The organism is Rhizobium sp. 0TCS1.26 (assembly GCF_050455525.1).
GTDB lineage: Bacteria > Pseudomonadota > Alphaproteobacteria > Rhizobiales > Rhizobiaceae > Neorhizobium.
The window spans coordinates 311,369-335,451 of sequence record NZ_JBCIYV010000004.1; the positions used below are offsets into that span (position 1 = coordinate 311,369).

The following is a 24,083-nucleotide window of genomic DNA, read 5'->3' on the forward strand; positions in this document are numbered from 1 at the left end:
CAGCCTGCGGCGGCGCCTCCCCCCGCTTTTCAGCAAAACCCGTTGCCAGCCCCGCCCCGTCGTGCCAATGAACCGCGCATGACGACCATCGATCCCGCCGCCTTCGACGCTCACCTTCGCGCGCGCGCCGCCCAGACGGAAGAGCTGCTGGCGGCTCTGCTGGAAGACACGCCCCTCTTCGGCGAGATCGTCCGGCCGGCAAACCTGCTGTCCGCCATGCGTCATGGCACGCTGAACGGCGGCAAGCGCCTGCGGCCCTTCCTCGTCCAGGAAGCAGCAGCGCTGTTTTCCGGCGATGCGGAGGCTGCCGCCCGCGTTGGTGCGGCGCTCGAATGTCTGCACAGCTATTCGCTGATCCACGACGACCTGCCGGCCATGGACGACGACGATCTGCGTCGCGGCCAGCCGACCGTCCACAAGGCCTTTGACGAGGCAACCGCGATCCTTGCCGGCGACAGCCTGCTGACGCTTGCCTTCGACATCATCGCCGCGCCGGAAACCCGCCTGCCGGACGACCGCAAGGTGGCGCTGGTCATGGCCCTGTCGCGGGCGGCCGGCATTGGCGGCATGGCCGGCGGACAGGCGCTCGACCTGGCGGCCGAGACGGCAGCGCCGGACGAAGACGGCATCGTCACGCTGCAGGCGATGAAGACCGGTGCATTGCTGCGCTTCGCCTGCGAGGCCGGCGCCATCCTGGCCGGGGCTGGAGCCGACGACCGCCTGCGCCTGCGCCGGTTCGGCGAGATCATCGGGCTTGCCTTCCAGCTTGCCGACGACGTGCTGGACGTGACGGCGGATGCCAAGACCATGGGCAAGGCGACCGGCAAGGATGCCGACCGCGGCAAGGCGACGCTTGTTGGCCGGCATGGCCTCGACTGGGCCGAGCAGCGGCTCGACGCCTTGGTCGAGGATGCAGTTGGCGTGCTCTCGCCCTATGGCAGCCGTGCCGACATGCTGATCGCCACCGCCCGCTTCGTGGCCGACCGCAGCAACTGACCGATCCATCAGCGCAACAACGGGTCCCATCAAAACTCGTGGCGTGATCGGCGATTGCCGATGCGCTATGGCTGGCGGCAGTTGAACGCCGGAAGCGCCCCATGACCGAGCTGATGCAGAACCTTCACCAGGTGGCCGCCGCCTACCTGCTCTATCTGGTGGCCGTCATCAGCCCGGGGCCGGCGATCGTCGCCATCATCTCGACCTCGCTGGCGCGCGGCAGGCAGGCCGGCGTGGTGATCGGGCTCGGCATCTTCGCCGGCTCGTTCACCTGGGCGATGGCGGCGGCACTCGGCCTCTCGGCGCTGCTCAGCCGCTATGGCCAAGCGCTGACGGTGCTGAAGATCGTCGGCGGGCTCTATCTTCTCTACCTCGCCTACAAGGCCGCCAGGGGAGCGCTGGCCAGACGGGATGCGACGGCATCGATCGCACCCGGCGAGACAGCGAAGCCGGAGATCGGCCTTCGCCGGACCTTCCTCATTGGCTACGCCATCCACCTCACCAATCCTAAGGCGATCTTCGCCTGGGTGGCGATCATCTCTCTCGGTCTGCCGCCGGCCGCCTCGCCGAGTGCCGTCGCCATCATCGTCGGCGGCTGCCTTGCCACCGGCTTCACCGTGTTCATGGGCTACGCCCTGCTGTTTTCGACCGAGCGCGCCGCCCGTCTCTATCGCAATGCCCGGCGCAGCATCGACGGTGTGATGGCGCTGATGTTCGGCGCCGCCGGCATCAAGATGCTGACCAGCAGTCTTTGATCCAAGCTTTAGGGATCCAATCCTCCAGAAACGCAAAAGGCGCCGCTTGCGCGACGCCTTTAGCTGTCCGAAGAGCTCGAAAAGCCTTAGTTCTGGGTGATCGGCGCGATCTGGATCTCGACGCGACGGTTCTGGGCGCGGCCGTCCGGTGTCGCGTTCGATGCGACCGGCTGCGAGGGACCGAAGCCCAGCGTCGACATGCGACGCTGATCGACACCACGTCCGCCGAGATAGTTGGCAACCGATGCCGCACGGCGCTCCGAGAGCTCCTGGTTGTGGCCGGCGCTGCCGGTCGAATCGGTGTGGCCGTTGACGTCGACGAGCGTGCGGTTGAACTTGTTCAGCACCAGCGCGACGGAATCGAGCGTCGGATAGAAGCCCGGCAGAACCTGGTCCTGATCGGTCGGGAAGGTGATGTTGGACGGCATGTTGAGGATGATGCGATCACCGACACGGGTGACCGAGATGCCCGTGCCCTGCAGCTGGGCGCGCAGTTCGGCCTCCTGCTGGTCCATGTAGTTGCCGATGGCGCCGCCCGCGAGCGCGCCGACGCCGGCACCGATCAGCGCGGCATTGCGACGACCGACCGGCGATCCACCGACGGCGAGGCCTGCAAGCGCGCCGAGACCGGCACCGAGTGCGGCACCGCCGGTGGTGTTCGACATCTTCTGCTGACCCGTGTAGGGGTCGGTGGTGGTGCAGGCTGAGAGATAGGTCGCACACATGGCGACAATCGCGAATTTCTTGATCATGGAATCAGGTCCCCGTCGTCTTGGCGACCGTTCATTTACCATGAATTGCGGCATAAGCGAGGACGGCCGGACGATCGTCCGGCAGCGTCCGCTGCTTCATTCCGCCGCGGTCTTCTGGCCGAAGCGCTTTTCGATGTAGTCGGCGACTAGCGCCTCGAAATCCGACGCGATATGCGGGCCGCGCAGCGTCAGGGCCTTCTGCCCGTCGATGAACACCGGTGCGGCCGGCGTCTCGCCCGTACCCGGCAGCGAAATGCCGATATCGGCATGCTTGCTTTCGCCAGGACCGTTGACGATGCAGCCCATCACCGCGACGTTGAGCGCCTCGACGCCCGGATATTTCTCGCGCCAGATCGGCATGTTCTTGCGGATGTCGTTCTGGATGTTCTGCGCCAGTTCCTGGAACACGGTCGAGGTGGTGCGACCGCAGCCGGGACACGCTGCAACGACTGGAATGAACTGGCGGAACCCCATGACCTGGAGCAGTTCCTGCGCCACCTGCACCTCCCGGGTGCGGTCGCCGTTCGGCTCGGGCGTCAGGGAGACACGGATCGTATCGCCGATGCCCTGCTGCAGCACGTAGCCCATGGCTGCCGACGAGGCGACGATGCCCTTGGAGCCCATGCCGGCTTCGGTGAGGCCAAGATGCAGTGCGTGGTTGGAGCGCTCCGACAGCATCGAGTAGACGGCGATGAGATCCTGCACCTGGCTGACCTTGGCGGACAGGATGATGCGGTTGCGCGCAAGGCCGATGTCCTCGGCAAGCTCGGCCGACAGGAGGGCCGACTGGCAGATCGCCTCATGCATGACCTGGCGGGCCGACAGCGGCGAGCCCGCCTCGGCATTGCGGTCCATCAGCGTCGTCAGCAGGTCCTGGTCGAGCGACCCCCAGTTGACGCCGATGCGCACCGGCTTGTCGTAGCGGATCGCCATCTCGATGATGTCGGCGAACTGCTTGTCCTTCTTGTCCTTGAAGCCGACATTGCCCGGATTGATGCGATATTTCGCCAGCGCTTCCGCACAGGCCGGATGATCGGCGAGCAGCTTGTGACCGATGTAATGGAAATCGCCGACCAGCGGCACGTCCATGCCGAGCCGCAGCAGCCGGTCGCGGATCTTCGGCACGGCTGCGGCACTTTCGTCGCGATCCACCGTGATGCGGACGATCTCCGAGCCGGCGTTGAAGAGGGCCGCCACCTGGGCGACAGTCGCATCGATATCGGCGGTATCGGTATTGGTCATCGACTGGACGACGACCGGCGCGCCGCCGCCGACAATCACACCGCCGACGTCGACGGCGACGGAGGCGCGACGGGGTTTCGGATCATAATCGGCAGGCATCAGGCTCTCTCTTATCCCGGAAAGGTGCCCCTCAGGTGGATCAACCGCAGGGGCTTGTCAACACCCGCTTGAGATCACATTACGGCGCGCTGGGTCCGGCGGCGGCCGGCCGGTCGGCATGCCGCGCCAGATGCGAAAGCCCCAGAACCACCAGGTGCAGCACCGGCAGTCCGATGAAGATCGCCGCAAGCCCGGTATGCTCGGCGATGAAGCCGATCGCCGAAGGGGCGACGAGAATTCCCGAATAGCCCATCGTCGTCACCACCGAGAGACCGATGCCCTGTGCCATGCCCGGCAGGTTTCCCGCCGCCGAAAAGGCGATCGGCACCATGTTGGAAATGCCGATGCCGGCAATCGCAAATCCGATGATCGCCATCAACGGCGTCGACGCAAATCCCGCCGTCAGCAGCCCGACGATAGAGGCGACCGTGCAGAACCTCAGCGTCCGCACCGCGCCGAACCGATCGCGCACCAGATCGCCGGCAAACCGCATCACCGCCATGGTCAGCGAGAAGGCGCCGAATGCCAGGCCCGAAGCCTGCACCGAGGCGCCGAGTTCGTTGCGGATATACAGTGCGCCCCAATCGAGGATCGCGCCTTCCGGGATCATGCTGAACAGCGCCACCATGCCGATCAGCCAGGGCAGTGCCGAGCGCGGCAGCCGCGCCCGTTCCTTGACCTCTTCGGGATGCGGCTTGTCGGCCAGCAGCATCGGCCAGCCGATCGCCACCACCAGTGCCGCAAGGACGGTGATCAGCAGTCCATGGCCAACGACGCCGAGCCAGGCAATCAGGAACCCGCCGCTCACGGAGCCGAACAGACCGCCAAGGCTCCAGAAGGCATGGCAGGACGACATGATCGAGCGGCGCATGCGGGTTTCCGTCGCCACCGCATTGGCGTTCATCGCCACGTCCATCGCCCCGATCAGGCCACCGAACAGGAAGATGGCGACGGCACCGGTCCAGACACTGCCGACCAGGCTGAGGATAAGCAGCGTCGGCAAGGCGAGAACTGCGCTGATGCGGGTCACCCAGGTCGAGCCGAAGCGGGCGATCTGAAGGCCGGCGACCGGCATCATGATGATCGAGCCGAGGCCGAAGGTGAGGATCATCAAGCCCAGCCCGCTTTCGCTGAGCGACAGCCGGCTGGCAAATTCCGGAATCTTCGGCGCCCAGGCGCCGACCAGAAAGCCGTTCATCAGGAACATCAGCGCCACGGCTGCGCGCTCGCGGGTGACCGCCGGGCTGCGGCCGGTTTGGCCATCGTTCTGGATGGATTGGTCCATTGTCGCTTCCTCCTGCCTGCATCCGCGCCGCCGCTCAGGCGAGCACGATCTCGCAGCCTCTGTCCTTTATCGTGGCGAGCCGGCTTGCATCGGCGCCGCGCTCCGTCACCAGCAGTTGATATTGCCCGGCATCCGCGAACGCATAGGGTGCGGAAGCCTCGAATTTGTCGGCGGTGGCGAGCACCATCGTCCGTCGGCTGCGCGACAGGACGAACCGCTTGAAGGCGGCATCCTCGAAGCCGAAGGCGGACAGACCGCCCTGCGCATCTATGGCGCATGTACCGATCAGGCAGAGGTCCGGGCGCAACGCCGCCATCGCCGCAATGGCATTGGCACCCACTGTTCCACCGACCATGCGATCGATCGTCCCGCCGACGAGAATGGTCTCGACGCCGAGCTTGTCGGCCAGCGCCGTGGCGATCGCCGGCGCATTGGTGATCACCGTCACCGGCAGATCCTCGCCCAGCGCCTCGGCAACGGCGAGATTGGTGCTGCCGGCATCGAGATAGACGACCGAGCGGGGCGTGATGAAGCCGACCGCCTTGCCCGCCAGGTTCCGCTTGCGATCGACCGCAACCGCCATCCGCTGGCTGAGACTGCTGCTGCCCTTGGAGACCGGCAGCGCGCCGCCATAGACGCGTTCGCAGAGGCCAGCCGCCGCCAGTTCACGCAGATCCCGGCGGATCGTATCCTCGGAAACCTTGAACTCGCTGGCCAGCGCTGCGGCGACCACCCGGCCGTTCTGGCGAAGCAGGGCGCGGATCCGCTCTTTTCGTTCGGCGAACATCAGTTCGGTCATCGATCATACCGTAGCCGGAGAATCGGCATAATCATGCATAAACCGGAACAAACACGCATGCAACCTGCGTCCGTGCGGAGAGTTCTGAAACTGCCCGTATGGATGCGCTGCAAGAAGAGAAAAAAATTTGCATTTGCACATCGGTTTTGCAGTTTTCTACCCAGCCACGCTGCACCATTTCTGCGATTGATCGTGCCCAACCGAACCGCCATTCCGCTCCAAGGAGATCACGTCATGAAGCTTTTCAAAGCGCTCGCCGCAGCCGCCCTTCTGCAGGCCGCAGCTATTCTGCCGGTGCAGGCCGGGGAAAACCTCGCCGCCATCAAATCCGCCGGCACGATCAAGATCGGCACCGAGGGCACCTATGCGCCGTTCACCTTCCACGACAAGACCGGCAAGCTCGTCGGCTTCGACGTCGAGATCGGCGAAGCGGTGGCCGCCAAGATCGGCGTCAAGGCGCAGTTCATCGAAGGCAAGTGGGATGGCCTGATCGCCGGTCTCGACGCCAAGCGCTATGACGCCGTGATCAACCAGGTCGGCATTACCGAAGCGCGCAAGCAGAAGTACGACTTCTCCGAGCCCTACATCGCCTCGAAAGCGGTGCTGATCGTTCGCGACGGCAATGACGACATCAAGTCGTTCGCCGACCTAAAGGGCAAGAAGTCGGCCCAGTCGCTGTCGAGCAATTTCGGCAAGATCGCCCAGACCGCCGGCGCCGAACTCGTCGGCACCGACGGCTTCGACCAGTCGATCCAGCTCGTTCTGACACGCCGCGCCGATGCCACCGTCAATGACAGCCTGTCCTTCCTCGACTTCAAGAAGCAGAAGCCGGATGCGCCGGTGAAGATCGTTGCCGAGCAGTCCAATGCCGATTATTCCGGCATCATCATCCGCAAGCAGGAACCGGAACTGCTCGAGGCGATCAACAAGGCGCTGGCCGACATCAAGGCGGATGGCACCTACCAGAAGATCGCCGACACGTATTTCGGGCAGGATGTATCGAAATAAGCCGAAGGCCCGTTCCCGCCCGGGAACAGTCCTCCATATCATGTGACAAGGCGGCGGCCGGCCTGGCCCCGCCTTTTTCGCGAGGCCCGCCTTCTAGCGAGGAGAGATCATCGTGCCGCACTGGCTGCAACTCATGGCGGATTCGCTGCCCTCCCTCCTCTGGGCCGGCGTGACCTTTACCGTTCCGCTGACGCTTCTGTCCTTCGCCTTCGGGCTGACGCTCGGCCTCATCACCGCCCTGACGCGGCTCTTCGCCGCCGCCCCCTTTGCCGCCATCGCCCGCTTCTACGTCTGGGTGATCCGCGGCACGCCGCTGCTCGTGCAGTTGTTCGTGATCTTTTATGGCCTGCCGAGCATCGGCATCCTGCTCGACGCCTTTCCCGCCGCGCTGATCGGCTTCACGCTCAACATCGGGGCCTACAGCTCGGAAATCATCCGTGCCGCCATATCCTCCATGCCCAAGGGCCAGTGGGAAGCCGCCTATTCGATCGGCATGTCCTGGCGCCAGACGATGATCCGCACCATCCTGCCGCAGGCAGCGCGGGTGGCCGTGCCGCCGCTCTCCAACACCTTCATCTCGCTGGTGAAGGACACCTCGCTTGCCGCGGCGATCACCGTGCCGGAACTGTTCCAGGCCGCTCAGCGCATCGTCGCAACGACCTACGAACCGCTGATCCTCTACATCGAGGCGGCACTCATCTATCTTGCCCTGAGTTCCGTGCTGTCGACGCTGCAGGCGCGGCTGGAAAAGCGCTTCGCCCGCTATGGCGGCATGCTGGAGACAAACGCATGATCGAGCTCAGCCACATCGACAAGCGTTTCGGCGACACCACCGTGCTCCATGACGTCAGCCTGCGCATGGAGGAGGGCAGCGTCACGGCGCTGGTTGGCCCCTCGGGCGGCGGCAAGAGCACGCTGCTGCGTTGCATCAACCTGCTCGAGATCCCAAGCGCTGGCCATCTGCAACTGGGCGATGTGCGTCTCGAAATCACGCCCGGACAGAAACCCGCATGGTCGGCCGTGCAGGCGATACGCCGGCAGACAGGCATGGTGTTCCAGAACTTCCAGCTGTTTCCGCATCGCACGGCGATCGAGAACGTCATGGAATCGCTGGTGACGGTGCTCAAATGGCCGAAAGCCAAAGCGCGTGAGCGGGCAATGGAACTGCTGACCAAGGTCGGCATGGCGCACAAGGCAGATGCCTGGCCAGCAACGCTGTCGGGTGGCCAGCAGCAGCGGGTGGCCATTGCCCGGGCACTGGCGCCCTCGCCACGGGTTCTGCTCTGCGACGAGCCGACATCGGCGCTCGATCCGGAGCTCGCCGCCGAAGTCGTCGAGGTTCTCGCCAAGCTTGCCGCCGAAGGCACGACCATGGTGATGGCGACGCACGACCTGCGGCTGGCCTCGAAGATCGCCGACAGGGTTGTCTTCCTCGAGGCGGGACGCGTGGTCGAAACCGGCACCGCCGAGGCGATCTTCCGCGCCCCGCAGCAGGACCGCACCCGCCAATTCGTCGCGACCGTGACCGCCGCTCAGACCCATTGAGGTCGGAGCGGCGAGAACGGCGGTCCTGATCAGTCGGCGTAGACGATCAGCAGGTCCTTGGCGTCGATCTGGTCGCCCGGCTTGACGAGCACCTCGGCAATTGTGCCGTCCTTTTCGGCGTGCAGGGCAGTTTCCATCTTCATCGCCTCGATCGACAGCAGCACGTCGCCGGCCTTCACCGCCTGCCCCGTCGACACGAACACTCGCGAGATGACGCCGGGCATCGGTGCACCGAGCTGCGTGCCATTGCCGCCTTCGGCTTTCCGCCTTGCCACCGCGCCGCCGGCGCCCTGCGTGCGGTCCGGCACCTTGATGCGCCGCGGCTGGCCGTTGAGTTCGAAGAACACCGTGACCAGACCCTGCATGTCCGCCGCACTGGCCGCCTGGTTGACGATCACCAGCGTCTTGCCCTTCTCGATATCGGCGAACAGCTCCTCGCCATCCGCCATGCCGTAGAAATAGGCGGGCGTCGGCAGAACCGAGACCGGGCCGTAGGTATCGGAGGCCAGCGCGAAATCCGTGAACACCTTGGGATACATGAGATACGAGGCGAACTCGAAATCGTCGACCGGGCGTTCCAGCTTCGCCTCGATCGCCGCGCGTTCGGCACCAAGATCGGCTTCGACGAGCAGGGAGCCAGGACGCTCCGTATAGGGCTTGTCGCCCTTCAGTGCCTTCTTCTGCAGCGCTTGCGGCCATCCGCCCGGCGGCTGACCGAGGTCGCCCTTCAGCATCGAGACCACCGAATCCGGGAAGGCGATGTCCTTATCCGGGTTCTCGACATCCGCGACGGCCAGATCCTGGCTCACCATCATCAGCGCCATGTCGCCGACTACCTTGGAGGACGGCGTCACCTTGACGATGTCGCCGAACATCTGGTTGACGTCGGCATAGGTCTGGGCGACCTCGTGCCAGCGCGTGTCGAGCCCCAGCGACCGCGCCTGCTCCTTGAGGTTGGTGAACTGCCCACCGGGCATCTCGTGCAGGTAGACTTCCGAGGCCGGTCCCTTGAGGTCGCTTTCGAAGGCCGCATACTGGTGGCGCACCGCTTCCCAGTAGAAGGAGATGCGGCGGATCCATTCCGGATCGAGCCCCGGATCCCGTTCGGTGCCGGACAGCGCCTCGACGATCGAGCCGAGGCAGGGCTGCGAGGTATTGCCGGAAAACGCGTCCATGGCGGCATCAACCGCATCAACGCCGGCATCGATCGCGGCAAGCACCGTAGCCGCCGAGATGCCCGAGGTATCATGCGTGTGGAAATGGATCGGCAGGCTGGTCGCCTCGCGCAGCGCCTTGAACAGCACGCGGGCCGCGGCCGGCTTCAACAGGCCGGCCATGTCCTTGACGGCGATGATGTGGGCGCCTGCCCGTTCCAGCTCCTGCGCCAGGCCGGTATAGTATTTGAGATCGTATTTCGGGCGGGCGCTGTTCAGCATGTCGCCGGTGTAGCAGATGGCAGCCTCGCAGAGCCGGTTCTCCTCCTGCACCGCATCCATCGAGACGCGCATGTTCTCCACCCAGTTCAGGCAGTCGAACACCCGGAACAGGTCGATGCCGCCCTTGGCCGCCTGCCGGACGAAGTACTTCACCACGTTGTCCGGATAGTTGGTGTAGCCGACGCCGTTGGCGCCGCGCAGCAGCATCTGCAGCAAGAGGTTCCGCGCACCCTCGCGGATGAGCGCCAGGCGCTCCCAAGGGTCTTCGGTGAGGAAGCGCATGGAAACGTCGAACGTCGCACCGCCCCAGCACTCCAGCGAGAAGAGATTGGGCAGCGCCCGCGCATAGACCGGCGCGATGCGGGCGATGTCATAGGTGCGCATGCGGGTGGCGAGCAGCGACTGGTGGCCGTCACGCATGGTCGTGTCGGTCATCAGCACGCGGGTCTCGGCGCGCATCCACTCGGCGAAGCCCTTTGGTCCCAGCGCATCGAGCTTCTGCTTCGTGCCATCGGGCACCGCGGCGTCGATATAGGGGACGATCGGTTTTGCCACCTTGTCCGACGGCAGCGGCCGGTTCTTCGTTTCCGGATGGCCGTTGACGGTAACGTCGGCAAGATAGGTCAGCAGCTTCGTCGCGCGGTCCTGGCGCTTCACCTGCTGGAAGAGCTCCGGCGTCGTGTCGATGAAGCGGGTCGTGTAGGTGTTGTCGCGGAAACTCGGATGGCCGATGATCGCTTCGAGGAAGGTGAGGTTGGTCGCCACCCCGCGAATGCGGAACTCCCTCAACGCCCGGTCCATGCGGCTGATCGCCTCCTGCGGCGTGCCGCCGGAGGCCGTGACCTTGACCAGCAGCGGATCGTAAAAGCGGGTGATGATCGCGCCGGTATAGGCGGTGCCGCCGTCCAGCCGGATGCCGAAGCCGGCAGCCGAACGATAGGCGGTGATGCGGCCGTAGTCGGGGATGAAGTTCTGTTCGGGATCCTCGGTGGTGATCCGGCACTGCAGCGCATGGCCGTTCAGCCGGATGTTCTCCTGGGCGGGGACACCGGATTCCGGCGTTCCGATGGTCTCGCCTTCGAGGATGTGGATCTGCGCCTTGACGATGTCGATGCCGGTGACGACCTCCGTTACCGTGTGTTCGACCTGAATGCGCGGATTGACCTCGATGAAGTAGAATTTGCCGGTATCGGCATCCATCAGGTATTCGACCGTGCCGGCGCCGATATAGTTGGTCGCCGCGGCGATCTTCAGTGAGTAGCCGGCCAATTCCTGGCGCTGCGCCTCGCCGAGATAAGGCGCAGGCGCCCGCTCGACGACCTTCTGGTTGCGCCGCTGGATCGAGCAGTCGCGCTCGAACAGGTGCACGACATTGCCGTGCGTATCGCCGAGCACCTGGCTTTCCACGTGGCGGGCCCGCTCGACGAGCTTTTCGAGGTAGACCTCGTCCTTGCCGAAGGCGGCCATTGCCTCGCGCTTGGCCTCGGTCACCTCCTTGGCCAGTTCGCCTTTCGAGCGGATGGTGCGCATGCCGCGCCCGCCGCCGCCCCAGGAGGCCTTGAGCATTACCGGGTAGCCGATCTCCTCTGCCATGCGGGCGACTTCCGCCATGTCGTCAGGCAAGGGTAGCGTCGCCGGCACAACGGGGACGCCGACAGACATGGCGATGTTGCGGGCGGCCACCTTGTTGCCGAGCTGGCGCATCGTGTCTGCCGTCGGGCCGATGAAGATGATGCCGGCTTCGTTGCAGGCTTCGACGAATTCCGGGCTTTCCGACAGGAGGCCGTAGCCGGGGTGAATGGCATCGGCGCCGGAGAGCCGCGCGACGCGGATGATCTCGGGGATCGACAGGTAGCTCTCGATCGGCCCCATATCCTTGGCGAGATGCGGCCCGCGGCCGACCTGATAGCTTTCGTCCGCCTTGAACCGATGCAGGGAAAGCTTGTCCTCCTCGGCCCAGATGGCGACGGTCTTGATGCCCAGCTCATTGGCTGCCCGGAACACGCGGATCGCGATCTCGGATCGGTTGGCCACGAGAATCTTCGAAATCTTCAAGGCGATCTCCCATACGCTTTGGCGGACATGCTGCACCCGCGAAGGGAGACTAACGGCTTTTCGGGGAAGTTCAATTTGCCAATGCGCCTGCAGCGGAATTTATGTCAGTTTCGCGTCAGGTCATCAGTCCCAGCCGGAAGGCGGTGGCGATCACGTGCTGACGGTTGCGGGCATGGAACTTCTCCTGGATGACGTTGATGTACCAGTCGACCGTGTGGCTGGAGATCTGCAACTCGCGGGCAATCTCGTTAGATGTCATGCCCTCGGCCAGCAGTTTCAGCACCTCCATCTGACGGCGCGTCAATTCGGGGTCGATGACGACCGAGGTCTCCAGATCCGCGGCGATGCCCTGCATCTCCAGAAGGCGCCAGAACATCTTGCGTCCCGCCGCGTCGAGCAGCGACATCTCGACCGGCGAAAGATCGATGGGCCGCCCGCCGATGTTGAATTGACCGATCAACCCGGTCTTGCCGTAGATCGGAAAGACGTAGCCGTCGATGAGGCCAACCTTCGACGCGTCCTGCAGCAGACGCATCATCCGCTTGCGGTAGGGGTCGTCCCGGAACGTCTGGATGGCATCGCGCCAGCGGTACGGGCGTTGGGCGCGGGCAAGCATGCGCCGGAGCGGATCTATGGAGGCATAATTCTTCGTCTTGTAGTGTTTGCGCCAGCCTTCCGGCCACCGCCCGACCATCATCATGTTCGTCAGCCGCTTGTCGGAGCGATCGTGGATCCACACGCCGTGATAGTCGAAACCGTAGCCGGACATCAGCGTCTCAAGCTCTGCAGTCAGATCTGCCTGTGTCTTCGTCTCGCTGATGAGCACCAAGAGCTGCAGAATTGAGTGAACGTTCACTCATACCCCCTGCCACCCGTGAGGTGGTCTTTTCAAAATGAGACGATGTTCGGCGACGGGTCGGCCGACACTTCGTGCCGAGCTCCCGGAGCGCCTTCAGGCGCCGGATCGACTTCCCTCAGTGGGCTCTATTCTCGCAGAGATTGCAAGTTACTTGTTGCCCTACAGCGCACGCGTTCAATATCTGCTTTGCCGCCGGGTGCCATCGTTCACGCTACATACAGGTGCTGCCTGCTAGAAGCGTGGCACGAAGTCACCATGAGGTAATGTCTTGAGCTTGTTTCAAGTTTATGCGCGCGCACTGCGATATCTGGGTTCCAGCCGGATCCGGGTATCCATGGTCGTGGTTGCCAACATCGTGCTCGCCGTCATCACCATCGCCGAACCGATCCTGTTCGGCCGTATTATCGATGCCATCTCCGGCAACGGCGACGTCACGCCCATCCTCCTGATGTGGGGCGGCTTCGGTGTCTTCAACACCATCGCCTACGTGCTCGTCGCCCGCGAGGCGGACCGGCTGGCGCATGGCCGCCGCGCCACGCTGCTGACCGAAGCCTTCGGCCGGATCATCTCCATGCCGCTCGCCTGGCACCACCAGCGCGGCACGTCAAACGCCCTGCATACGCTGCTGCGGGCGAGCGAGACGCTGTTCGGCCTGTGGCTTGAATTCATGCGCACCCATCTGGCGACAGTGGTCGCACTGGTGCTGCTGGTGCCGACGGCCTTCTCAATGGACTGGCGCCTGAGCATGGTGCTCGTCGTCCTGAGTGTCCTCTACTGGTTCATCGGCCGCATGGTGATGAACCGTACCAAGGAGGGCCAGGCCTCCGTTGAGGGCCATTACCACAACGTCTTTTCGCATGTGAGCGATTCGATCAGCAACGTCACCGTGCTGCACAGCTACAACCGCATCGAAGCCGAAACGCGGGCGCTGAAGGGCTATACGGAAAAGCTGTTGTCAGCCCAGTACCCGGTCCTCGACTGGTGGGCACTGGCCAGCGCGCTCAACCGGATGGCCTCGACCATCTCGATGCTGATCATCCTGATCATCGGCGTCTTCCTCGTTCGCGCCGGCGAAATCCGCGTCGGTGACGTCATCGCCTTCATCGGCTTCGCCAACCTCCTGATCGGCCGCCTGGACCTTCTGCGCCAGTTCGCCACGCAGATCTTCGAAGCCCGCTCGAAGCTTGAGGACTTCTTCCGCCTGGAGGATTCGGTCCAGGAGCGCGAAGAGCCGGCCGGTGCCGTCGATCTGCAGGCCGTCCGCGGCGAGGTGGAATTCCGCGACGTATCGTTCGACTTCGCCAATACCACGCAGGGCGTCCGCAACGTCTCCTTCACAGCCAAGACAGGCCAGACGGTGGCGATCGTCGGCCCCACCGGTGCCGGCAAGACGACGCTCGTCAACCTGCTGCAGCGCGTCTACGATCCGCAGAAGGGCCAGATCCTGATCGACGGCATCGACATCGCCAAGGTGACCCGCAAGTCGTTGCGCCAATCGATTGCGACCGTGTTCCAGGATGCCGGCCTGCTCAACCGCTCGATCACCGAGAATATCCGGCTCGGACGCGAGGGCGCCTCGGAAGCCGAGGTGATCGCCGCAGCCGAGGCCGCCGCTGCTACCGACTTCATCGAGAGCCGCCTTGCCGGCTACGACACCCATGTCGGCGAGCGCGGCAACCGCCTGTCGGGCGGCGAACGGCAGCGGATCGCGATCGCCCGCGCCATCCTCAAGAACGCGCCGATCCTGGTGCTCGACGAGGCGACGAGCGCGCTCGACGTCGAAACCGAGGCGCGCGTCAAGGAAGCCATCGACCGGCTGCGCCAGAACCGCACCACCTTCATCATCGCCCACCGTCTGTCGACGATCCGCGATGCGGACGTGGTGATCTTCCTCGACCGTGGCCGGATCCTCGAACAGGGCACCTATGACGAGCTGAGTGCGCTGGGCGGCCGCTTTGCCTCGCTGCTGAAGACCAGCGGTATCCTGCCCGACGAGGTGAAGCCGATGGCGACCGTCACCCAGATCTCGCAGCACGCCTGACGCAACGTCGCTCGCTGCGACCCAATTGGAAGGCCGGCCCCGCACATCGCAGGGCCGGCCTTTTTCATGTGTCATCAGTTTGCCCAGGCGATCGGCTCGATTGGCTATCCTGCTGGGGCGCCATCGACCGGTAATGCCGCGGCAACAGCCGCGAAAGCGATCGTTCTTGAGCCGAACTGCCAGGCTTGGCGAGCGGGTATCCGTCGAGGCTCCACTGACAGGTGCTGCGAGAGCAGCGGGACCCTACCTCCCCCCTAGAGCCGAGCCGCTTGCCGGCGACGGCGCTGCGCCCGGCGGCTGGCTTCCACTGGTCTGTGCAGCGCGGCGCCGGCAATGGAGCGGCCTTCCCGGCGATAGCCCCGGCTCCCCTCAGGAAGTCTCCTACACCCGAGGCAATCGCCCAGGCTGCCCGGCACCGTTCCACGACATTCCGAGCGTAGCGATAGGCTGCGCACCCAAGGAAAAGGGCCCGGCTGCGTCCGCAGCCAAGCCCTCCAGTTGTCGTTCCGCCGTTGCCGGATCAGGCGATGGCAAAGCCCTCGCCGTCGGCAACCGCCATGCCGTTGATGGTGGTTTTCGTCTGGCCCTCGGTCTTTTCCACGGTGATGGCAAAGGTGCGATCGCCAATCTTCAGCTCGGCACTGAAGCCGGGCCACTCGGAGGGAAGCGCCGGGCGGACGAAGAGCCGCTCGCCCTCACGGCGGATGCCGAGGATGCCCTCGACGGCCGCGCGGTAGAGCCAGCCGGCAGACCCGGTATACCAGGTCCAGCCGCCACGACCGGTGAGGTCGCCTTCGCCATAGACGTCGGCTGCGACGACATAGGGTTCGACCCGGTAGTGATCGGCAGCCTGACGATCGAGCGCATGGTTGACCGGGTTGAGGAGCTTGAACGCCTTCCAGGCATCATCGCCGCGTCCGAGTCCCGCCAGCGCCAGCACCACCCAGATGGCCGCATGGGTATACTGGCCACCGTTTTCGCGCACGCCCGGCGGATAGGCCTTGATGTAGCCCGGGTCCTTCGGCGTGTTGGCGAAGGCCGGCGTGAACAGGCGGATAATGCCGCCCTCCTCATCGACGAGACTGTCCATCACCGCATTCATCGCCTGCTCCGCGCGGGCCGGATCGCCTTCTCCGGACAGCACGCTCCATGACTGGCCGAGCGAATCGAGCGCGCATTCCAGATTGCCGTTGGCACCCAGCGGGCTGCCGTCGTCAAAATAGCCGCGGCGATAGTAGGTGCCGTCCCAGCCGGCCGTTTCCAGCGACTGCTTGAGCGACGCCAGATGGCTGGTCCAGGCCTGGACACGGGCGCCGTCGCCGCGCTCCTCGGCATAGGGAAGGAAGCGGCGCAGAGCGGCCGCCAGGAACCAGCCGAGCCAGACGCTCGTGCCGCGTCCGCCGATACCGACGCGGTTCATCCCGTCGTTCCAGTCGCCGCCGAGGATCAGCGGCAGTCCGTTCGAACCCGTCCGCTGGATGGCGAGGTCGAGCGCCCGGGCGGCATGCTCGTAAAGCGATGCCGTTTCAGCCGACAGCTGCGGTTTGTAGAAGGCGTCATGCTGTGTCGCCAGCAGCGCGGGACCCTCCAGGAAGGGCGTCTGCTCATCGAGGACGGCCTTGTCGCCGGTCGCCTGGATATACTGGTGCGCAGCGAAGGCCAGCCACACGACGTCGTCGGAGATCGTCGTGCGGACACCGGCGCCGCTGCCCGGAAGCCACCAATGCTGCACGTCGCCTTCGCTGAACTGGCGGCTGGCAGCGTTGACGATCTGCTTGCGGGCAAGTTCCGGCGCATGCAGCAGGAACGCCAGCGTGTCCTGCAACTGGTCGCGGAAGCCGTAGGCGCCCGATGACTGGTAGAACGCCGTGCGTGACAGGATCCGGCACCCGAGAGCCTGATAGGGCAGCCAGGTGTTGACCATGTTGTTCAGCGCCTTGTCCGGCGTCTGGACCTTCAGCCTGCCGGTAAACTCCTGCCAGAAGCCGTGGGTCTGATCGAGCACGGTCTCGAAGTTGCCGCCACGGACATCGGCTGCCAGCGCCGAGGCATCTTCACGGCTGCCGGCATCACCGAGGAAGAAGGTGATGGTCTTCTCCTCGCCCGGCGCAAGCTCGATATCGCAGGCGACCGCCGCACACGGCGCACCGTCCGGCTCAATCCCGCCGTTCAGCGGCGAACCGGAAAGGACCGCCGTCGCGGCGTGCATGCTGCCGAAGCGGCCGACGAAGTCGCGCCGGCTGGTGGTGAAGCCGGAGATTTCCGCGTCGCAGCCGAAGAACGACGTGCGGTGGAAGTCGATGCTGTAGGGGTTGGTGGCAAACAGCGTTCCGGTCGTCTCGTCGCGGCCGCTCAGTACGAACGGCAGCGTCCGCTGCGGGTTGTTGCCGAGGATCCACTCGACATAGCCGTAGACGCGCAGACGGCGAGCCTCGGTCCCGGTATTGCGCACCACCATCTTCGACAGCTTGACCGGCCGCTGGCGATCGACCGTCTGCGAGAGCGAGAGCGTCAGGCCCTCCTCCTGCGCCGTGAAGGTCGAGTAGCCAAGGCCGTGGCGGGCTTCGAAGGTGACCGACGGGCGGCGCGACAGGGCGGCGAACGGCGTCGACACCTGGCCGCTCTGCAGATCCGCCACGTAGAAGCCTTCGCCGGTCCGGTTGATGACCGGATCGTTTGACCATGGCGTCAGCTGGTAATCGCGGGAGTTCTGGCTCCAGGTGAAGCCGGCTCCCTCGGCCGAGACGTGGAAGCCGAAATTCTCGTTGGAGATGACGTTGATCCACGGCTGCGGAGTGGCACCGCCACCGTTCAGCCGCACGACATACTCATCGCCGTCGGTCGAGAACCCGCCATAGCCGTTCCAGTAGTCGAGGTCGGCCGCCGAAGTCTCGCTCGGCGCACCGAAATCGCCGGCGGACAGCAGCGCCCGCCGATCCAGTTCGGTTTCGGCGCCGCGCGGTGCGGCAAACAGCGACACGGCACGGGTGACCTGATCCTCGATCTTGCCGTTGCGTGCGTGCAGGACCACCCGCGAGGCGGCGATCAGCGTCGCCCACGTGGCTTCGTCCATCAGGTCGCGGCGAAGCGCAAACACCTGCTGGCGGCCTTCCGACAGGCCCTGCCGGCGGATGCTCTCGCTGATGTGGTCGATCGCGTGCTGCATATCCTGCGCATAGGACGCAGGCTTTTCGTTGACGATGACGAGGTCGGCCATGACGCCGCGCGAGCGCAGGTATTCCTGAGCCGACAGCGCCTCCTTGACGATGTCCATGTCCATTTCGTCGTTGACGCGCAGCGTGAGGATCGGCAGATCGCCGGAGATCGAGACGCCCCAGAGCTTGCTTTGCGAGCCGAGCCCGGCCTCGACGGTCGCCGCATCGGCACGCAGGTGCATGTCGGGATAGACGAGGTAGCGGCCAAGATGCTGGAAGGCGCCGGCCTGCTGCGAGCTGATGCCGATGTGGCGCATCTGCACCTGCACGCGGGTCCATGCCTGCGTCAGTTCCGAGCTGAACGCATCCGGGTGGCGGTAGCGCTCGATGGCGAAATCCAGTTCCTCGCGGCTCGGGGCTGCGATCGTCCAGAAGATCACGCTGACCTTCTTGCCGGCCGGCACGCGCACGACGCGCCGCATCGACAGGATCGGATCGAGCGTGAAGCCGTCGCTGCCGGAAAGCGTTGCATCGGCGTCGAAGGCCGCGGCTTCGCTCAGCGTGCGGCCGCGTCCAAGGAAGCGGCGACGGTCGGTCTCGAATTCCGTCGGACGCGCGGAGCCGGCATTGTCGGCGGCCAGATGCGCCACATGCATCAACGTTTCGTTCGGATTGCGACGGTTGCGCCAGGCGCGGATGACGTCGCCGCGCCGGCCGATCTCGGTGCGGATGAACATCCGCGAGAAAACCGGATGGGCGTTGTCGTCGTCTTCGTGGGCAATCACCGGCTCAAGGTAGGACGTGACCTCGATGAAGCGGTCCTCGCTGCCGGTGTTGAGCAGCGTCAGGCGTCGGCCTTCGGCATCGTGCTCGGTCGCCACGATGCATTCGACGGTGCTGGTCAGCGTGCCGACGGTCTTGTGGAACTCGGCCTTCTCGTCACTGAAGACGGTCTTGCTCTTTTCGCCTTCGGCGCGGCGCGGTTCGGTGGTCGTCGACCACCATTCGCCGGTTGCCGTATCGCGCAGGAACAGGAAGTTGCCCCAGCGGTCCTCGACCGGATCGGCCTTCCAGCGCGACACGGCCAGACCGTTCCAGCGCGAATAGCCGGTACCGGTTGCGGTCAGCATTGTCGAATAGTGGCCGTTGGAGAGGAACACCATCTCGCGATCGCGGCTGGCCGGATCCTGAACCGTGCGGACCTCGGGACGCAACAGGTCGGCCTGGCCCTTGCCGGGCGTTTCCGGCTCGTATTTCGAGCCCATCACCGGAACGTCGCGCGGCGCCTTTTCCTGCAACAGCAGTTCGGCGGCTTCGACTACCGGGTCCGAATGGAAGAGTTCGCGCAGCTTGCCGTTGTTGACGACGTTGGCGATCGCCGCGATCGACATGCCATGGTGGTGGGCATAATAGTTGAACACCACCGCGCACTTCTTGCCTTCCGGCACGCGCGTCGGGGTGAAATCGACCGCATCGTGGAAGCCGTATTTGCCGAGCGCGCCGACCGCCCGCAGTCTTTGCAGGTTCTCGAGCGCCTCGAGCGGCTTGTACTGGCTGGCGAGGATCGATGCATAGGGCGCGATGACGGCATTCTGGCCAAGCCCGCGCTTCAGGCCGAGCGTCGGCACGCCGAAGTTGGTGTACTGATAGTTGAGGTTATGGTCGCGGGCATTGAACGCGGCCTCCGAAATCCCCCAGGGGATGTTCAGACGGCGGCCGTGGTTCATCTGCTCCTCGACGATCAGGTTGTTCGTCTGGTTGAGGATGCCGCCCTGGCGCTCCTGCATGACGAGCGGCGGCATCAGGTATTCAAACATCGAGCCGGACCACGAGATCAGCGCGCCGCGGGCACCGATCGGCACGACCTGACGGCCGAGGCGATACCAGTGCTCGGTCGGCAGATCGCCCTTGGCGATGGCAAACAGGCTGGTCAGCCGGCATTCGGACGCCAGAAGGTCGTAGCACGCCTCGTCGAGATCGTTGCTGTCCACCCGGTAGCCGATCGACAGCAGACGGCGGTCCTTCCGGTAGAGGAAGGTGAAATCCATCGAGAAGGCCAGCTGGCGCGCCTTGTCGCGCAGCTGGATCAGCCGCTGGCGCAGCGGTTCGATATTGGTCATGTCGAAGGTCGTGTCGGCGATATGCGCCTCACAGGCCTGGACGAGCGATTCCGCCCACCGGGTGACTTCCGAGCTCTGTAACGAGCCGACTTCGTGGTCGAGATTGGCGGCCAGCTTCTGGATGTCGCGCGCCAGCACCGACAGGTTGATGATGCGGATCGAAGCGAACTCGTGCTCCCGCTTCACCGAGACCAGCGCATTGCCGAAGCCGATGATCCGCTCTTCGAGACGCCGGCGCAGCGGGCGAACGGTCTTGCGGTCGTCGGGCAGTTCATTCAGCGCTTCCGACAGGATGCCGGCAACGTCGCCGATGCCGTCCAGGCTCGCCTGCAGATGCGCTGACGGCGCCTCCGCCCATTCGCGGCAGGCCGACGACACCGCAATCAGATGGCCGGCAAGGTTGCCGCTGTCGACCGTCGAGACATAGCGCGGGCCAAGCGTCAGAAGCGTGTCGGTGTAGTACCAGTTGTACAGATGGCCGCGGAACTTCTCCATCTTGTCGACCGTGGCAACCGTCGCCTCGATGCGGCTCAGCGTTTCCTGGAAGCTGATCCAGCCGAAGTGACGGGCAGACACCACCGACAGAAGATAGACGCCGATATTTGTCGGCGAGGTACGCTTGGCAACGACCGGCTCCGGCTTTTCCTGGAAATTGTCCGGCGGCAGGAAATGCTGGTCTTCGGTGACGAAGGCTTCGTAGTAGCGCCAGGTGCGCCGCGAGATCTTGCGCAGTTCGACCGAGACGGCTTCCGGCACGAACAGCCGGTCCTCGGTTTCAGCCGACTGGCTGACATACCAGGCGACGATCGGCGAAAGGACCCAGAGCAGCACGAAGGGCAGGCCGACCAGGAAGGCGTTGTCGTCGGGCAGCGAGGCCAGCATCAGGCCGAGCACGGCGGCCAGCGGCGCGTGCCACATCGAGCGATAGTAGGCCTGCGGGCTGCCCTGCGCAGACGACTGGATGCTGGCGGCGGTGCGCCATTCCAGCATCATCTTGCGCGACACGAACAGGCGGTAGACCGAGCGGATGATGGCATCCAGCATCATGAACGCCGAATCGGCGATGAACACGATGCGCAGCGCAACCTGCGCGTTGGCGGAACGAATGTCCGACCAGACCGAATAGAAGTGCGCCCGCGGCACGATGTCGGTGGAGCGCGGCACGATGCCGGTCACCAGGGACACGGTCGGCGCGACGAACAGCGAGAATATCAGCAGGATCTGCCAGACCAGCGCGCCGAACGGGTCCATGAAGTACCAGCCGAGCACCGAGGCAAAGAACCAGGCGATGGGTGTCAGCGAGCGGCGCAGGTTGTCGACCATCTTCCAGCGACCGAGCGCGGTGACACCGCGCATCGGATCGAGGATGTAAGGCAGGAGCTGCCAGTCGCCACGGGCCCAGCGATGCTGGCGCGATACTTCGACCTCGTAGCGGGTCGGGAAATCTTCGACCAGTTCGACGTCGGTGACCAGCGCGCAGCGGGCGAACGAGCCTTCGAGAAGGTCGTGGCTGAGGACGGCGTTCTCTTCGATGCGGCCGCGAAGGGCCGTCTCGAAGGCATCGACGTGATAGAGGCCCTTGCCGGTGAACGAGCCTTCGCCGGTCAGATCCTGATAGACGTCGGAGACGGTGAACACGTAAGGGTCGATGCCGCGGCTGATCGAATAGACCCGCTGGAAGACGGAGGCATCCTTGCCGGTGGTGAGCGACGGCGTGACGCGCGGCTGCAACAGCCCGTAGCCATGGATGACGCGGCCGGAATGCGGGTCGTGAACCGGCTGGTTGATCGGATGGTGCAGCTTGCCGACGAGCTTGGTCACGGCATCGCGCATCAGGCGCGTGTCGGCATCGAGCGTCATCACGTACTGGACGTTTTCCGGCACGGTGTTGGCGCCGGGCAGATAGGTGGTGTCCTTGTCGCCGCGCAACAGCAGGTTCAGCTCATGCAGCTTGCCGCGCTTGCGTTCCCAGCCCATCCAGGCGCCTTCGGACGGATTGTAGAGCCGTCGGCGATGCAGGAGATAGAAGCGCGTCTTGCCGTCGAACGCGTAGCGGGCGCTGAGCTGTGCCACTTCCTGGCGGGCATATTCCAGCACCTCCAGATCGGCGTCCGTCTGTTCGATGGCACTGTCGCGCCAGTCGCTCAACAACGCGAAATAGATTTCGCCGTGCGGGTTGGCGAGGTAGTGAACCTCGAGATTGCGCACCAGTTCATCGACCGTATCGCGGTTGGTGATCATGCACGGGACGGCGACCAGGGTGCGCGCTTCTTCGGGGATGCCGGTCTTGAACTCGTAGCCGACCAGCCGCGAGGGCTTCACGATATACGTGACGAGCGTGTTGAAGAGACCCGTCGCTCCTTCGGAGGCCGGCAGCGAGAACATCAGCAGGAACAGCAGGATGAGCGGCCAGCTCATGCCGGTTCCGGACAGGAACAGGCCTACCAGTGCGAGCGCCAGGAAGGTGAGAAGCAGAACCGGCCCGGCAACGGCAAACCAGTTCATCTTCTGGACGGCACGGATGACCCGCTGCGCCACGGTCGGCCGATAACCGACCGCCTGCTCCAGTTCCGGCCGATACATGCCGGTGAGGAAGGCGCCGACATTGGCCTTGTGCGGATCCGGTTCCGGCGCGCGCTTGGCCTCTTCGGCCAGCGCGATCGCCACTTTAGCCACCTCGATTTCGCTCATGCCGCTCTCGCGGGCAAGCTTCTCGATGCGGTTGCGGTAGGAGTTGCGCGAACCGAAATCGAGGTCGCTGTAGTCGCTCTGGTCGCGCAGGACCCGGTCGACGAGGCAGACATCCTCGAACCAGACGCTCCACTCGGTGTCGTCGATCTCCCGCAGGCTCTTGATGATGTTGCCCATCGTCACGTTGCCGGAGGACAGGCGGTTGTGTTCCGCCATCATCACTTCTTCGGTGTCCGTGCCAGCCTTCTCCAGCCGCGCCTCAAGCCATGCGATGGCGAAGCCCGGCGACTGGGAGGCATTGCGCAGGCGGTAGAGGAACTGCGTCGAGAAGGTGTTGTCTTCAGTGAGCGGCTCGATCTTGCGCAGCAGCTCGGCGCTCGCCGCCTCGTCGTTCAGGCGGATGATCTCGTCGGCGGCCTCGTTGGCCTGCTGGCGCATTCGACGCGAACGCTCGACGCGGCTGGAAATGCGACGCAGGTTCTCGATCAGCACGAAGCGCAGGAAGGACGGCAGGGCCCAGAGTTCGCCGATTTCCAGCGACTGGTGGATCTGGAAGCCTTCCGTCATCGCCGTCAGGTTGTCGCGCGACACGGTGCTGTGGGTGTGAGCGACATACAGCCAGGCGACCGCCAGCACGCGCGGGATCGCGATGCTGCCGACCATCATCGTCGGCAGCTGCTTGTAGAACTTGCGCGGGAAGTCGCGCCGGACCTCCTGGATCGCTTCCTCGACGATGTAGTGGTTGTCGAGCAGCCACTCGGCTGCAGGCGTGATCGCCGCGCCCGCCTCGACATCCTTGGCCGTCGACCGGTAGACGCGCAGGATCTCCCGCTCGTTCTCCTTGTGCCGCTCGCGGAAGTCGAATGCCATGAAGCCCGGCAGCGTCTGCGCACCGTCGCGCGCCAGCGCCTCGCCGCAGGTCTTCAACGCCTCGGCATTGTAGTAGGTCGCTCGGATCGCCTCGTTGTGGTCGATCTGCTTGCCTTCGGTTTCGCGCGAGGTGGCAGCGGGCGTATTATGAAATGACATGGTGTCGGCTTCTGAGAATGAGGGGCACTGTCGAGGCAAGGAAGACCCGGATGTTCGCAGGCGTGCGGATTACCGCGCGAACGAACCGGAAGACCTCGTAGCAAAGAGGGATGCGCGCGGCAGGTGCCGCAGACAGGTGACGTTGGCAGAGCAAGCAGAAAGGCAAAACCTGTACACCAGTTTCTCCAAAACTATGACCTCTCGCCTCTATTCCTG

Annotated in this window: 13 protein-coding genes; 6 read left to right on the top strand and 7 right to left on the bottom strand. The window is 64.7% G+C overall.

Annotation, left to right across the window (positions count from 1 at the left end):
- Positions 1-78 precede the first annotated feature (78 nt).
- On the top strand, positions 79-996 hold the full coding sequence (locus AAIH46_RS19290; protein ID WP_430307674.1) for a polyprenyl synthetase family protein: 918 nt from the start codon (positions 79-81) through the stop codon (positions 994-996).
- 101 nt (positions 997-1,097) lie between these two features.
- Positions 1,098-1,751: a LysE family translocator gene (locus AAIH46_RS19295; RefSeq protein WP_430307675.1), complete on the top strand. Its 654-nt coding sequence runs from the start codon at positions 1,098-1,100 to the stop codon at positions 1,749-1,751.
- 86 nt (positions 1,752-1,837) lie between these two features.
- Here the strand turns inward: AAIH46_RS19295 and AAIH46_RS19300 are convergent, their stop codons facing one another.
- The 4 genes from AAIH46_RS19300 to AAIH46_RS19315 form a co-directional block, all read right to left on the bottom strand.
- Entirely contained in the window at positions 1,838-2,503 is a 666-nt protein-coding gene (locus tag AAIH46_RS19300; protein ID WP_430307676.1) for an OmpA family protein, read from the bottom strand.
- 96 nt (positions 2,504-2,599) lie between these two features.
- Positions 2,600-3,844: a flavodoxin-dependent (E)-4-hydroxy-3-methylbut-2-enyl-diphosphate synthase gene (gene ispG / locus AAIH46_RS19305; protein ID WP_430307677.1), complete on the bottom strand. Its 1,245-nt coding sequence runs from the start codon at positions 3,842-3,844 to the stop codon at positions 2,600-2,602.
- Positions 3,845-3,923: 79 nt separating this feature from the next.
- On the bottom strand, positions 3,924-5,129 hold the full coding sequence (locus AAIH46_RS19310; RefSeq protein ID WP_430307678.1) for an MFS transporter: 1,206 nt from the start codon (positions 5,127-5,129) through the stop codon (positions 3,924-3,926).
- Between the two features lie 34 nt (positions 5,130-5,163).
- Positions 5,164-5,928 (bottom strand): DeoR/GlpR family DNA-binding transcription regulator, encoded by a 765-nt coding sequence (locus AAIH46_RS19315; protein ID WP_430307679.1) that lies wholly within the window; start codon positions 5,926-5,928, stop codon positions 5,164-5,166.
- A 234-nt stretch (positions 5,929-6,162) separates the two neighbouring features.
- On the opposite strand from AAIH46_RS19315, the gene AAIH46_RS19320 reads away from it, so the two are divergent.
- The 3 genes from AAIH46_RS19320 (at position 6,163) to AAIH46_RS19330 (ending at position 8,481) form a co-directional block, all read left to right on the top strand.
- Positions 6,163-6,936: an amino acid ABC transporter substrate-binding protein gene (locus AAIH46_RS19320; RefSeq protein WP_430307680.1), complete on the top strand. Its 774-nt coding sequence runs from the start codon at positions 6,163-6,165 to the stop codon at positions 6,934-6,936.
- A gap of 112 nt (positions 6,937-7,048) precedes the next feature.
- Entirely contained in the window at positions 7,049-7,729 is a 681-nt protein-coding gene (locus tag AAIH46_RS19325; protein WP_430307681.1) for an amino acid ABC transporter permease, read from the top strand.
- On the top strand, positions 7,726-8,481 hold the full coding sequence (locus AAIH46_RS19330; RefSeq protein WP_430307682.1) for an amino acid ABC transporter ATP-binding protein: 756 nt from the start codon (positions 7,726-7,728) through the stop codon (positions 8,479-8,481). Before AAIH46_RS19325 ends, AAIH46_RS19330 begins: the two co-directional genes overlap by 4 nt.
- 29 nt (positions 8,482-8,510) lie before the next feature.
- Here AAIH46_RS19330 and pyc read toward each other — a convergent pair whose 3' ends face one another.
- Positions 8,511-11,972, bottom strand: coding sequence for a pyruvate carboxylase (gene pyc, locus AAIH46_RS19335; RefSeq protein ID WP_430307683.1), 3,462 nt, complete (start codon positions 11,970-11,972; stop codon positions 8,511-8,513).
- Positions 11,973-12,087: 115 nt separating this feature from the next.
- A complete protein-coding gene (locus AAIH46_RS19340) occupies positions 12,088-12,828 on the bottom strand; it encodes a LuxR family transcriptional regulator (RefSeq protein ID WP_430307684.1) in 741 nt (246 codons plus the stop codon).
- A 271-nt stretch (positions 12,829-13,099) separates the two neighbouring features.
- Between AAIH46_RS19340 and AAIH46_RS19345 the strand changes: the two genes are divergently transcribed.
- On the top strand, positions 13,100-14,872 hold the full coding sequence (locus AAIH46_RS19345) for a glucan ABC transporter ATP-binding protein/ permease (RefSeq protein WP_430307685.1): 1,773 nt from the start codon (positions 13,100-13,102) through the stop codon (positions 14,870-14,872).
- A 520-nt stretch (positions 14,873-15,392) separates the two neighbouring features.
- On the opposite strand, the gene AAIH46_RS19350 is transcribed toward AAIH46_RS19345, so the two are convergent.
- A complete protein-coding gene (locus AAIH46_RS19350; protein WP_430307686.1) occupies positions 15,393-23,867 on the bottom strand; it encodes a GH36-type glycosyl hydrolase domain-containing protein in 8,475 nt (2,824 codons plus the stop codon).
- Between the last annotated feature and the right edge of the window lie 216 nt (positions 23,868-24,083).

Coding starts and splice junctions, on each gene's coding strand:
- AAIH46_RS19290 (WP_430307674.1), top strand. CDS start 79: ATGACGACCATCGATCCCGCCGCCTTCGACGCTCACCTTCGCGCGCGC.
- AAIH46_RS19295 (WP_430307675.1), top strand. CDS start 1,098: ATGACCGAGCTGATGCAGAACCTTCACCAGGTGGCCGCCGCCTACCTG.
- AAIH46_RS19300 (WP_430307676.1), bottom strand. CDS start 2,503: ATGATCAAGAAATTCGCGATTGTCGCCATGTGTGCGACCTATCTCTCA.
- ispG (WP_430307677.1), bottom strand. CDS start 3,844: ATGCCTGCCGATTATGATCCGAAACCCCGTCGCGCCTCCGTCGCCGTC.
- AAIH46_RS19310 (WP_430307678.1), bottom strand. CDS start 5,129: ATGGACCAATCCATCCAGAACGATGGCCAAACCGGCCGCAGCCCGGCG.
- AAIH46_RS19315 (WP_430307679.1), bottom strand. CDS start 5,928: ATGACCGAACTGATGTTCGCCGAACGAAAAGAGCGGATCCGCGCCCTG.
- AAIH46_RS19320 (WP_430307680.1), top strand. CDS start 6,163: ATGAAGCTTTTCAAAGCGCTCGCCGCAGCCGCCCTTCTGCAGGCCGCA.
- AAIH46_RS19330 (WP_430307682.1), top strand. CDS start 7,726: ATGATCGAGCTCAGCCACATCGACAAGCGTTTCGGCGACACCACCGTG.
- AAIH46_RS19350 (WP_430307686.1), bottom strand. CDS start 23,867: ATGTCATTTCATAATACGCCCGCTGCCACCTCGCGCGAAACCGAAGGC.